The organism is Clostridium sp. MF28, assembly GCF_002969175.1.
Lineage (GTDB): Bacteria > Bacillota > Clostridia > Clostridiales > Clostridiaceae > Clostridium > Clostridium beijerinckii.
This window is the reverse complement of record NZ_CP014331.1, coordinates 800183-813873: the sequence shown is the minus strand read 5'-3', so window position 1 is coordinate 813873 and position 13691 is coordinate 800183. Positions and strand designations below refer to the sequence as shown.

General features: G+C 27.4%; 12 protein-coding genes. 7 read left to right on the top strand and 5 right to left on the bottom strand.

The annotated features are described in order from the left end of the window. The first annotated feature begins 72 nt into the window (after positions 1 to 72). From AXY43_RS03440 to AXY43_RS03420, 5 genes are all read left to right on the top strand, one after another. On the top strand, positions 73 to 1194 hold the full coding sequence (locus AXY43_RS03440; RefSeq protein WP_243099107.1) for an IS4 family transposase: 1122 nt from the start codon (positions 73 to 75) through the stop codon (positions 1192 to 1194). Between the two features lie 528 nt (positions 1195 to 1722). Next, positions 1723 to 2304 (top strand): TetR/AcrR family transcriptional regulator, encoded by a 582-nt coding sequence (locus AXY43_RS03435; RefSeq protein WP_039773368.1) that lies wholly within the window; start codon positions 1723 to 1725, stop codon positions 2302 to 2304. Positions 2305 to 2408: 104 nt separating this feature from the next. Next, positions 2409 to 3527, top strand: coding sequence for a GGDEF domain-containing protein (locus AXY43_RS03430; RefSeq protein ID WP_087701712.1), 1119 nt, complete (start codon positions 2409 to 2411; stop codon positions 3525 to 3527). After that, positions 3517 to 5271 carry a sensor domain-containing protein gene (locus AXY43_RS03425; RefSeq protein WP_105410979.1) on the top strand — a complete coding sequence of 585 codons (1755 nt, stop codon included), beginning with the start codon at positions 3517 to 3519 and terminating at the stop codon, positions 5269 to 5271. The genes AXY43_RS03430 and AXY43_RS03425 overlap by 11 nt, the downstream gene beginning before the upstream one ends. 101 nt (positions 5272 to 5372) lie before the next feature. Next, complete coding sequence (locus AXY43_RS03420) at positions 5373 to 7382, top strand: PAS domain S-box protein (RefSeq protein ID WP_105410978.1); 2010 nt, start codon at positions 5373 to 5375, stop codon at positions 7380 to 7382. 355 nt (positions 7383 to 7737) lie between these two features. On the opposite strand, the gene AXY43_RS28370 is transcribed toward AXY43_RS03420, so the two are convergent. Continuing rightward, positions 7738 to 7860 (bottom strand): hypothetical protein, encoded by a 123-nt coding sequence (locus AXY43_RS28370; protein ID WP_278337261.1) that lies wholly within the window; start codon positions 7858 to 7860, stop codon positions 7738 to 7740. Positions 7861 to 8057: 197 nt separating this feature from the next. Here AXY43_RS28370 and AXY43_RS03415 point away from each other — a divergent pair, with 197 nt between their 5' ends. Next, on the top strand, positions 8058 to 8456 hold the full coding sequence (locus AXY43_RS03415) for a hypothetical protein (protein ID WP_181246144.1): 399 nt from the start codon (positions 8058 to 8060) through the stop codon (positions 8454 to 8456). A 120-nt stretch (positions 8457 to 8576) separates the two neighbouring features. On the opposite strand, the gene AXY43_RS03410 is transcribed toward AXY43_RS03415, so the two are convergent. From AXY43_RS03410 to AXY43_RS03390, 4 genes are all read right to left on the bottom strand, one after another. Continuing rightward, positions 8577 to 9623 carry a galactose ABC transporter substrate-binding protein gene (locus AXY43_RS03410; protein ID WP_087701709.1) on the bottom strand — a complete coding sequence of 349 codons (1047 nt, stop codon included), beginning with the start codon at positions 9621 to 9623 and terminating at the stop codon, positions 8577 to 8579. Between the two features lie 516 nt (positions 9624 to 10139). Next, positions 10140 to 10541 (bottom strand): ferritin-like domain-containing protein, encoded by a 402-nt coding sequence (locus AXY43_RS03405; protein ID WP_023975507.1) that lies wholly within the window; start codon positions 10539 to 10541, stop codon positions 10140 to 10142. Between the two features lie 167 nt (positions 10542 to 10708). After that, complete coding sequence (locus tag AXY43_RS03400) at positions 10709 to 11647, bottom strand: transposase (RefSeq protein WP_039771370.1); 939 nt, start codon at positions 11645 to 11647, stop codon at positions 10709 to 10711. 503 nt (positions 11648 to 12150) lie between these two features. Then, on the bottom strand, positions 12151 to 12471 hold the full coding sequence (locus AXY43_RS03390; RefSeq protein ID WP_023975505.1) for a hypothetical protein: 321 nt from the start codon (positions 12469 to 12471) through the stop codon (positions 12151 to 12153). Positions 12472 to 12895: 424 nt separating this feature from the next. On the opposite strand from AXY43_RS03390, the gene AXY43_RS03385 reads away from it, so the two are divergent. Continuing rightward, on the top strand, positions 12896 to 13399 hold the full coding sequence (locus AXY43_RS03385) for a GNAT family N-acetyltransferase (protein ID WP_023975504.1): 504 nt from the start codon (positions 12896 to 12898) through the stop codon (positions 13397 to 13399). The last annotated feature ends 292 nt before the right edge of the window (positions 13400 to 13691 follow it).

Genomic DNA, 13691 nt, shown 5'->3' with positions numbered 1-13691 from the left:
ATATAAAAAATGAGGTCATTCTGTAGTAATATTAAAGTGCGAACCAAAATAATACTTAAGGAGAATGCCCTCATGAAAAATACTACCACTATATTTGATATATTTCAAACATTTTTAAGTGAAAAGGAAGTTGAAAAATTTAGTGAAATTTTAGAATATGTTGATACTGCAAGAAAATTCACATTATATGATTTAATAAAATTCTTTATTGCAGCAGCTACGAATGAATATAAGAGTTATAGGGATGGCGTTGAGCATATGGAATCAGTAGGGCTAACACCAGTTGATTATTCAACTATTTCTAAAAAAGCCTCTAAGGTAGATTACAAAATTTCTAAAACTTTATTTGAGATTATTGTTTCTAAATGTAATCGTAGAATGCGAAGAATTCTAAATTTGCCAAAACAATTAATAGCAATTGATTCAACTACCGTGACCGTAGGTGAAAACCGTCTTAAATGGGCAAAATTTAATGGGAAGAAATCTGGAATAAAACTTCATATATCTTTAAATATTAATGACTTTACACCACAAAAAGTTATTGAAACTATTGCTAAAAAGCATGATGGACCGATAGGTGAAGGTTTAATAGATGTACACTCTATTTTAGTTGAAGATAGGGCTTATGAAAATCATGAGAGATTTGATATGTTTAAAGAAATAAAACAATCTTTTGTTATAAGAATAAAAAATAATACAATACTTTCAAAACCAAAGAAATTGAGAAGTTTAGGAGTAGTAGAAAATTCTTCTGTAATTCGAGATGTTACATGTTATTTAGGAAAAGAGACTAAAAAAACTCAAAATAGATTTAGAGTAGTTGAATTTACTGATTATTATGGTAAATCAGTAAAAGTGTGCACTGACCTAATGAACATTACTCCAGAAAAAATAGCAGAAATATACAAGGAACGTTGGAAAATTGAAACCTTCTTTAAATTTATAAAACAAAACTTGAATGTAAAAAGAATATTTGGAACAACTGAAAATGCTGTCTATAATCAACTTTTCATATCATTGATAGCTTATGTTTTGCTTCAATTTACTTATGTTGAAACGACTAAAAATTTAAAATATGTTAAATTATCACTAATTCAATTTGTAAGAAAATTGCTTAAAAAAAGTCTTAAGGTCGAAGTCTATATATCTATTAACTTATTTTTGAAAAATATCAAAAATAAGTTAATAATTTAAAGTAAAAATTTGGTTAATCAACACTTGTGGGAATTTATAATGTAATAGAATCTGTGGATAACTTATGAAGAAGGCTATTTAATTAGTTTTTGTATAGAAAAAGAATAAAAAAGAAATCTTATTCGCCTGCCAGATTTTCCTCACATGCGTTCGGAAAGGCAGATGCGTAAAAAAATCTACGGCTCCACAGTCGCCTGCGATTTTTTTATTCTTTATAAATTTATATTTAATCTGGGACGTGAATGAATCAAGGAAAAAATTAGTTAAGAAGGTTGAGATTTATAAAGAAAATATAATTGTTAGATACATGTATTTGAATAGTGATATGATTACATTCCCAAAGAAGTCGTGCTCATTCAAAATGAGTCGAATTATGAGTAAAAATAGAGTACAAAATAAATTGAATGGGGAAAAATACAGTGATATGATTTATGTAACGAACGTTATATATATAATTTTGTAATTTATGAGAATAATAACAAAGTTATTAAAAAACTTTCAGTAAATTTGTAAATGGAGGTAAGTATTTTGGAAAATTCAACAAGAGATAAAATATTTTATACTTCTTTTAGACTTTTTCTGGAGAACGGATATGAGGCTACTAATATTAGAGATATTTGTAAGGAAGTTGGAGTTAAAGCATCAACAATATATTTTTACTATAAGTCAAAGCAGGATTTGTTTTTCTATATTTATGATTATATTTATAAAGATTATATTGATTACATGGAGAGTATTGAGACAATGGACAAGAATATGCCTCTTAAGGAAAAGCTTTATACTCTATTAAAAAAGAAGATAGAGTATTATATATTAGATATATCCAAGAGAAAGTTTATTCTTAGATGCCACATGTTTCCACCAGAAGAGATAGCAAATGTAATACGAGAAAAATATAAATTCTATATAGCTGAAGAAAACAAAATCATTCTTGATATCATGGGTAATCCTCAATATAATGATAAATTTATAACTAAAAATATAAATAGTTATTTGATTAAATGTAAAAAGCTTGAGGATTATTTACTTTATGAAATGATAACATCAAATATAAGAATAAACGATAAAGTTATTTCAAAGCTATGGGATATATTTTTTGAATTAATGTAATAAGAAAAACAATTCTAAAAGAGGTTTTAAGAAGTACATATGAATTTAATAAGCAAAGTTTTGGGGAATTGAGAGGATTTTAAATTTAAAAGGGAGGGAATCTTATGGAAGTAATAGACCAAGTAAAAGAAAGGCTATCTATTTTTAAAAAGTTATATGATGTTATAAGAATAGTGGATCCAATAAATAAAAAAGCGGCTCTTGTTAAGGACAATGAGCTACAAGGGCTAAATGGCACATGCTATTTGTTGTGGAAGAAACATACATTTTGTGAAAACTGTATTTCTATGCGAGCATATAACAACAATGATACATTTGTAAAAATAGAATATGATAAAGAAAAAATTGTCTTAATCACAGCAACACCAGTAGAATTAAATGGCAAGATATATATTGTAGAAATATTAAAGGATATTACCAATATCGGAAGCGTATTTCATAAGATGACTGAGGATTCTGACTTTGTGGAAGAATTAATTATCTCAATGAATGAAAAGGTAATTAAAGATGAATTGACAGGATTATATAATAGAAGGTATATAAATGAGAGACTCCCTGTAGATATTAACTACATGAAAATTAGTAAAATGCCTTTATCGATAATTATGGCAGATATAGATTTCTTTAAAAAAGTAAATGATCAATATGGTCACATTATAGGGGATAAAATACTCATTGATTTTTCAGATCTAATATTGAAATCGGTCCGAGGTAAGTCAGACTGGGTAGGTAGATTTGGTGGAGAAGAATTTATTATAATATTAAATTATACTGAGGCTAAAAATGCGTATAAAGTTGCCGAGAAGATACGAAAAGTATTAGAAAATACATCTTTCAATTATGATGGTATTGAGATAAAAATAACAGCAAGTTTTGGCGTGTACGAAGCTTCTGATGAAGATGTGAATATTTATGATTTATTATCAAAAGTAGATAAGAATCTCTATAAAGCTAAAGCTAGTGGAAGAAATAGGACAATTGTAAATCAAGAAAGTATGTATGAATTTGATTCAACGAATATTAAAGAAAAAACAATCAAATTATCAGAATTGAATCAAAATATAAGTGCTGTAAGAGAAATTTTGAATGAAGTTTGCTGCACACTTGATGGAAACGTAGATATAGACAATGGATTAACTATAAGCCAGCATTTAGATGATCTGATAGTAGAGTATATGAAAGAATTGAACAACCATAAAGAAGGTTATAATCATGAAAGATAATCAAATGAACTTATTTTTAAGGAGAGCAAAGAAATCTGTTATGGAGATAGAAAAAAGTGATTTGGATTATGAAGAAATATTAAAAAAATATAAACAAGCAATAGATGAAGCTAATATAGCAGTTTGGGAATGGAATATAAAGGAGGACAGTTTCTTTATTTCTGATGCATGGGAAGAAATTACTGGTTATAACTCAAAAGATTTTAGCAGTTTAATTGATTGTATTGAAAAAGTAGCTATAAGTAAAGATAGAGAGGATGCATTGACTGATTTAAATTTTTTTGTTGCAGATAAAGTGACCTTATATGTGAGCGAGTTTAGAATTATTACTAAAGATAATAAATTGAAGTGGGTATTGTTTAAAGGAAATGGCATAAAAGAGAAAGATGAAGGTGTGACTCGTATATTTGGATTGGTAAATGATATAACTGAAGAAAAGGAAAGAGAAAAAGGAATTGCAGATAATTTGTATCATGATTCTCTTACAAACCTTCCAAATAGGGATATGTTTCTAATGGATATAAAAAATATCTTAGATAAAAATATTCAACTGAGTCAGGAAGGAGCTATAATTTTCATAGACCTAGATAATTTTAAATCGATTAATGATACCTTAGGACACGACTATGGTGATCTTATGTTAAAAGTATTCTCACAATTATTACATGTGTGTATAAAGGACTATGGGAAGTTGTATAGAGTCGGCGGTGATGAGTTTATTGTAATTATAGAAAGAATTAATTCTATAGAAAAAGTTAAAGAGATGTGCAATACAATTTTAAAATATTGCAAGAATCCATTCGAACTTAATGAAAACCATCTGTATATTACAACAAGCATGGGAATATCAATTTTCCCAAGAGACAGCAATAATATGAATGATCTACTAAAATTTGCAGATCTAGCAATGTATAAGTCTAAAGCAGATGGAAAAAACACATACACCTTTTTCGAACAAGCTCTAAGTAGGTTATATACAAGAAGAATAATAATTGAAAATGAATTAAAAGAAGCAATTAAGAAAAATGAATTTTCCATTGTTTATCAACCGCAAATTGATGCATTAGATAATAAGGTAGTCGCATTTGAAGCGCTATTGAGATGGAATAGTAAAAAGCTCGGTTTTGTATCTCCAGCTGAATTTATACCAATAGCTGAAAGGATTGGAATAATTGTAGATATAGGAGATTGGGTATTTGAGAAAGCATGCCGTAAAATTAGAGAGCTTAAGGAGAGGAAGTATGAATTTAATAATATCTGTATAAATGTTTCACCGGTTCAAATAAAAGAAAGAGATTTTAAAGACAAAATAATAAGAACTTGCGAAGAAAACAAAATTCATCTAAGTTTAATTGAAATAGAAATAACCGAAAGTACTTTAATTGAATTAGATGATGAGAAAATTGCTGATTTACATGAACTAATAAAAAAAGGTATAAATATTTCAATTGATGACTTTGGAACTGGATATTCATCTCTAAGTTATTTAACAATCCTACCTATAAATACTTTGAAAATAGATAAATCTTTTATTGATAATATTGGGAACGATAAGAACAGAGCAGTAATAGAGTGTATTTTGAGCTTATCGAAAAGTTTAAAGTATAAGGTCATAGCAGAAGGGGTTGAAGTTAAAGAGCAACTTAATGAATTAATGAATTTAGGATGTAATATAATTCAGGGATATTATTTCAGTAAACCAGTTTGTGAAGAGGAACTTGAGAAAATGCTAAAAAATGATTAAATGAACTATTAGGCCTGCTTATGCTATACTAACGACAATTATATTTTATGCTATCTTATTCGTTTGTTATTTAATTTACGGAATTTAAGGAGGGGTGATAGATGAGTAGTGAAACCAATGAAAATATTAATAAAAAAAAGTATAATTATTTGCAAATATATGAAGCTGCTATACGTAATGCTAATGACATAATAATTTTGTTTTCAAGTCAAGGTAATATATTAGAGGTTAATAGAAAGGCAGTGGATACTTATGGCTATACTGAAGAAGAACTACTTTCTAAGAATATATTTGAATTAAGAAATAGAGAAAGAATTGAACTTGCAATCATGCAGTTTGAAAAAGCTAAATCGGGTGATGTTGAGTTTGAAACTATTCACTTTAAAAGTGATGGTACTAGTTTTCCTGTAGAAGTCAAATCAATAGGAATAGAAATTAATAATGATAGATTTGTTTTAAGTATAATAAGAGATATATCAAACCGAATGAAAAATGAAGCAGAAATTAGGGGATTAGCTTCTTTAGTTGAAAATACTGAGGATGCAATTATAGGAAAAACTTTAGATGGAATTATAACAAGTTGGAATATAGGTGCTGAAAATATTTATGGATACAAAAAAGAAGAGGTGATTGGAAAGCACATATCTATCATAATTCCTGATGAGAAAATTAATGATTTTTATGAAATAATTAAAAAGATAAAAAATGGAGAAAGAGTTAGGGGATTTGAATCTAAGAGAAGAAAGAAAAATGGGCAGTTAATTGATGTTTCAATAACAGTTTCACCTATTTACGACTTTGAAGGAAATTTAATTGGAGCATCTAATATCACTAGAGATATAACAGAAAATAAAAAAGTGGAAAAAGAGTTAAGAGATAAATATGAAGAGATATCAGCTCTATATGAAGAACTTATAGCAATAGAAGAAGAGCTAAGAAGTAATTATAAGGAGCTAGAAAAAGCAAAGGAAGAAGCGGATAAGGCAAACAAAGCTAAAAGTGAATTTCTTGCAAATATTAGCCATGAAATAAGAACTCCTATGAATGGAATAATAGGAATTATAGACTTATTGAAGGTAACTGAACTTAATAATAACCAAAAAGAATATTTAGACATGCTCAGTAATTCATCAAGATTGTTACTAGGAATATTAAATACCATTTTAGATATTTCTAAAATAGAGTCAGGGAAATTTGAACTTACATTAAAGCCGTTTAATATGAAAAAAACTCTAGATAGGATTACTAAAGAGTTATCTATAGCATGCAGTAAAAAAAACTTAGAAGTATTTTACTATATTGATCCATATATAAATTTTGATTTAATAGGAGATGAAATTAGATTAAATCAAGTACTTATAAATATTATTAATAATGCTATTAAATTCACTGAAATGGGTCAAATAATGTTTAAGGTAAGGAAATTAAATACTACAAATAATAAGCTAACATTAGAATTTTCAGTGAAAGATACAGGTATTGGGATTAAAGAAGAATTCAAAAATGATATCTTTAAAAAATTTGTCCAACAAGATATGACTTACACTAAAAAATATGATGGAACGGGGCTAGGGCTTGCTATTTCAAAAGATATTGCAAAGCTAATGAATGGGGACATATGGTTTGAAAGTATTGAAAATAAAGGAAGCACCTTTTATTTTACGGCAGAATTTTTATTGAATTATGCAGAGGATATAAATAATGATAATTTAAATACAGAAAATACTTGGATAGCATCAAGTAAAAATAAAAAGATATTATTAGTTGAAGATAACGAAATAAATATTAAGATAACTTGTGAAATGCTAAATAGATTGGGATATGAATATGAGTATGTATATGATGGGAAGCAGGCGTTAGAAAAGCTAAAAGAAAATACATTTGATTTAATACTCATGGATATTCAAATGCCAGAATTAAATGGATACGATGCCACTAGAATAATTAGAGAAAAAGAAATAAAGACAAAAGAACATGTTAATATAATAGCTATGACAGCTTATTCTATGAATGGAGACAGAGAACGATGTATTGAAATTGGAATGGATGACTATATTTCTAAACCATTTGATATGAATACATTAAAGAATGTTATTTTAAGATTTATATAATATTTATGAAAGAGAAATAATAGCATTCGATTTATAATTTAATCAGCGATTAATGAAAACATTACTTTCGATGAGTAAATCGTGATATATTTTTAAATATGTTATAGTCAATTATAAATAGCAGTTTGAAGGAGAATTTTAATGAGTAATTCTATTTTAATTTCAGTAGGTGCTGTTTATTGCATGTGCTTTGGTTGCTATAAGCAAAAAAGATAGGAAAAAATGAATTTTAAATCTAATGGTAAGTTTTATAGATAGTAGGTTGTATAATGCTGTTTAGGCAACGTATTTAAGTTAAGAAAATAGTGAGTTTACTTATAAAGTATACTCGCTATTTTTAAATTCTTTAGACTGCTTATGAGTTACTAACTGGACCTGTATATGGCTTATAAGACTCTGGAATCGTAATTATTTCATTATCTAGTTTGTAAGGTGTATTTGCTTTGTACAGCCATATTATTTTTTGAAATGTCTTCATCAAATGATCCTCCAACTCATGTAACTGTTTTAAATCATAATACTCATCATTAGGTTTGGTATAAACATAAAATTTATTCTAAGATTATAAAATAAAAAGCACAATAAAAATTAGAGATTATATCATTGAGTGAATATGCTATAATTATATATAAATGGTAAAATAATACTGAGTATATTTTATGATAGAGGTGTAAAATGCTAAATAGTTATTATAAAAATTATAAAGCAGAGGCATGGGATATTCTGCAATATCTTTTTAAGGCTAAAAGGATAGCTATGCTAGAAAAAGTTTTCGGTATTTTTCCCTATAAGATTGCAAGAGGAATAGTTGAGAAAAAATTTGTGAATCCACCAATTGCTTTTACTAATATAGGTATAATTGATGAAAAACAGCTTGCATTTGGTGATAGTGATATTATCGAAGCTTACATGACAGGCTCAATCAAATATGATCCATACTTTCAGTTGGCTGTATCAACATTTGACAATGTGGCAACACTCAGCGTTAATTTATACGGAACTCAGTCAGACAAAAATAAAGTAAATATCTTTTTAGATAAGTTTATTAACGAGTTACAAGCTAGTGTGTACTAGTAAAATTTTATGAAAAATAAGCCCCTAAAGATAAGGGCCTTATAAAAATATTATTTTAGAATATTCAAGTATATACATAAATGATAAAGATTTATGCTTTTGTAATTAAAGAAGTTATTATTATTTAACATATTCAGAATAAGGCAGCTCAATTGCGACTCCGGTTTCATCAAATTTATAATTAGTACCGCTGAGAGGAGGAGCACCAGAAACTAAATTCATTCCTATAGAATAAATTGCATTTGCATGTTCGCGTGGATCTTGCTTAACAGTACCAGTCATAAATCCTTTTGCAATTAGTTCTTGTGCCTCTGGTAAGGCATCAACTCCAACAACTGGAATATACTTAGAGGAATCTCCTTTATTGTATCCATATTTTTGAAGTCCTTTAACAGCACCTATTGCCATGGAATCATTATTAGCAATTATTGCTTCAATTTTATTACTGTAATTTAAAAACAGTGATTCTACAGAAGTTCTTGCGCATTCTTCTAGAAAATCACAGGTGACTGATGAAATTTCCTGAGTTTTTATTCCAGATTCATTTATTGCCTGAATTGAATATTTGTTTCTTAGAGCTGTTATATTGCTATCAGATGGACCTTTTATAAGAATATATTGCATTATATTATCTTTATTTTTATCTAAAAACCCTTTATTTGAATTCCAAGCATTGGCGAGAATTTTACCTTCAAGAATACCAGATTGAGCAAGATCCGTATTAAGGATTATAGATCTATTGCGGTAAGGTCTAAGTAAGTTTACTATCGATGGAGTTTTTTCGTATAAGATAATTAATGGAATATTGTTTTGCTGTATTTTGTTAAAAGTACCTTCAATATCACTTAGGTTTTTACTAATAGGACGTATTATAAAAAGGTTAAAATCTTCATTAAGTGCGTTTTCAATGCTCTCATTTTGAATACTTTGATTTTCTTTGGCATAAAAAAAAGTAAATTGAACTTTACCTGAATTCTCAATTTGAATATCTTCTAAATTCTTCTTTACCTCATAAAGAAATGAATCTTCAAAATTATTTATAAATACAGCTACTTTGAGTTGAGGTTGAGCGGTAGTGTTTTGTAAAGCATATGTATTATATGGAATTATATTTGATAATAATAGAATAACTATAATAATCAATTTCGATTTTTTTAATAAATTCATTTTAATCCTCCATATGTTTTAATTTAACTATATACTCATAGGCTTTCTTTATTTATAAAATTTATTCGAACCTGTGCATATTGAATAAAATTTATAATCATGCTTGTAGTTAAACTTTAGAAAGATTAAAGTGACTTAATAAAAATAATAAGCATTAACTTGAAACTTTAAATTTTCAGTGCGAAAACTATATAAGAATATAATTGTAGATATGAATAATAAGAATAAGATTTTTAAAATAATTTTTAAGAATTTTAGATAGTCATTAAGGAAAAGCCTAATTCATATGAATTTCAGAAAAAAGGAATTGATAGAAGGATGAGATCAAAAAGACTTGTTAGAGATGAGTTATAAAAATTAAAAAATAATTGTGTGCAATAACACTAAACTTAAGCTTCAAATCAAAATCTCAAGTTTAGTGTTATTATATTTTTTGCATTTTGAATTAAACTTATATTTTTATAGAGCTTATTATAGATAAATTAATTATAGGTTAGATTTATATTATTTCATCCACTATAAATATTTTTCAATCAACTCTTTTAAAATCTCACCATGTCTACACTCATCTTCGCCAGCAGTATGTACAGCTTGAGCTGCTTCTTTAAGACCTAATTTATCAAGAATATTAGATAATTCTTTTATTTTTTCTCCTGCAGAGATTTCCCCAATAGACATTGAACTCAAAGCATCACGTAAATTTTCATTTGTATGGCCATTTAGTGATGCATATAATCCGCCATGACGAGCCTCATCAGCAGAAATCTTTTTTAGTTCATCTGCTAATTCAGGTAGACCTTTTTCCTGAGCCACTATTGCAAAAGCTTGATAAGTTGCAGCACCTATTGCTTCTGCCTTCCACATTTCAGTAATTTTTTCTTCTAAATCTGTACCTTTAGTTAGACCAATTAAACTCATAACGAACCTCCATATTAAAATTGATTAAAATAATATATAACATAATTTAATTGAATAAAACCAGATTAACATTTTAATAAATTAATGTCAATAGAATTTTATTTCTATTATAGGTTGTTGAATAACTAATTTTTACAAATAGTTATTTAAGAAAATATTCTTAGGAATCAAAGATTCCAAGGATATTTTCTCGATTTTATTCCCTGCTGTTTTTTATTAAATTCCTCTATTAAATAGGCTAATAAAACCCATTTTATATGACGTTCGTATCGTGCTTGCCCATAGAGCCTTGGATTTTCTAAATTATATAAACCTTTTAAAACTGAGAATAATTGCTCTATTTTCAATCTATTTTTATATAGGTTCGCTCCGATAGGAGATTCTAAAAATAAAGCATTTTCATATCGTTTATCAATGAACGCCTCAATGCTTTTAGCTTTACGCATATTTATATCAGCTAATAAATTAAATTCTAGTTTTGCAGCAATTTCAAACCATTCAACTGAGTCATATGCTGCATCAGCAAGTATTAAAAATGGATTATAATTTTTAGCGTCATATAGTAAATCCTGAACTTGATTATCGTAAACATTAGCTGTTGTTAAACTAAAAACTAGAGGAATAATAGTATCAGTAACCGTTGCAATGCAGTGTAACTTGTAACCTTTATAATATCCCAGACGTGTACCTTTGCCGGATTTAGCTTCGCTATCGTATTTTGAACTTCTTAAGGCAGTAGCATCAATTGCGCATAGTCTAGTTTCTGGGTTAATAAGTTCAACAAACATAGCATAAATACCATAATATATATGTTTCTCTAAATTCTTAGCTCTTAACGAAAAGGTAGAATAATCAGGTATTTCATTAAGATCAATTATAGATTGAAACACATAATCTTTTTTTATTTCGTATTCAAGTTCTCTCAGACTGAATATACTATGTTTAACACCATATAACATGCAGGCAACTATTTGCTCATCTGAGTACTTACGTGGTCGGCCTTTAGCATTTTTACTATTAGAATTTAATTTAGCAAATGCAATTTTAACAGCTTCAAAAATCTTATAATTATCATTTTCAGTTTTAATCTTTCGTGATATAATCATATTTAAGTCATTCCTTGTGTGATGTGATTTGGTTTTTAGCGAAATTATTATATCACAAAGGAATGGCTTATTTACTTTTTACAAATTTTGTTTACTCAACAACCTATATTAAATATATATTCCCATAATATTTTAAGTTAATTTACAATCAATAAGTGAATTAATTACAACAGCTGTTCATGATTTTAAAAAATCATTATCAGTAATTAGAGGATTAGTTCAATTAGGAATGATAGCTTCTGATAAAGTTAAAATTGATAACTATTTAATCAGGATAATAACACAATCTGATGAGATGAATGATATGATTATTGAACTTTGAGTATATTTAAGATAATAATTTGGAACTAAAAAATAAAAACAAATAGAGATAGCATTTAAACTAGGTAGATAATAATAAAGCTATCTCTTTTTTGTTCTATGAAATTGCATTTTAATTATGTACAGTATTTAAAGAAAATATACTCTTAATTATAAACGATAATTGAGAAATGTATTTGTATTTAAGAAAAAGTTAACGCGCCTTGCCCCAATATTACAATTCTATCACTATTTCTAATGGGTTTAAGTGGAAACTTTTGAGAGCGTGGATCTAAGGAAATAGCTTGCTGTATTTTCTGTTCAGAATCAAATACAACCATAAATCCTCTATATTCAGATAAATTCTGTACACTGTAAGAAACATTTTCCATAAGGCCTAAATCTCGTATGTTATAAAATCCTTCTTTAAAAGTTCGTGGTTGATTTATATCAGCTACTGTAGCAGTAGTAATGCTAAATGATAGAAATAAAAAAATAGAAAATATTGAAATAAATTTCTTCAATTTAAGAACCCCTTTCATTAATCTTATCTCAGATTTATTATGTGAAGGTAGAGAAAATATATTCTCTTTAAAAGATTGTATAAGTGGCATTATAAGTTTGTCTAAAGCAAATGAGTGGTAATGGATATTAATAAACAATAATTTAATGTACTTTAGTATTATCTAAGTGCAAATATTACTAAATGATTTTTGGTAGTATTTACGCTTATTTTTTATTCCGTGATTTTATAGAGTTATTTAAGAATAGCGCAGTATTTAGCTAAGCCTTATGAAAATATAATTGAGGTTTAAACTAAATTGGTATACACTAGTGGTAATTGAAAGTTTGATAAGTTGCTCAATTAGGACTAGAACGTATAAACTTAATTAGAGGATAGATTATTTATTGAAATATATAAATTTATTCGCATAGAGGAGAATAGAAATGGAATTTAGAAAAGCATTTGAAACAGATATAAATGATATAATGAACATTATTAAGCAGGCACAATCTTACTTTAAAGAACAAGGAATTAATCAATGGCAGAACAATTATCCTAACTCTGAAACAATAAGAAATGATATTGCTAATAAACATAGCTATATTTTATTAAAAGACAATAATATTGTTGCTACGGCAGCGGTTTCTTTTGACGGAGAAAAAACATATGATTCTATTTATGAAGGCGAATGGATTACTAATAGCCAATATGCAGTTATTCATAGGATAGCTGTAGATAACACTTATAAAGGATTAGGCTTATCATCTAAAATTATTAAAAATGTGGAAGAACTTTGTTTAAGTAAAGGGGTACATAGCATAAAAATAGATACACATGAAGAAAATATATCTATGCAAAAGTTGCTTAAGAAAAACAAATTCCAGTATTGTGGGATAATCTATTTAGAAGACGGAAATAAAAGAATAGCATTTGAGAGGATACTATAATCTTATAAATAGTCCTATTCTTTCTGTAAATAATGGAGACAAGCGCCACGGGAGGTGAGTAGTATCATATAACAATGCTAATTTATAATTAGTAGAATTATAGCTTAGTTACTTTTTTATGATGATGAGGACTACAAATTAGGAAATGAGTGAAAAAGTCAAATAAGTCGAAAGTATTATTTTCGGCCTATTTGACTTTATAAAGCTGTATATTTGTGTAAAAATCACTTATACAGATATTAATTCATGTATGTTGTGGTAGTGAATTAATATGGGAAATAATACTATGATG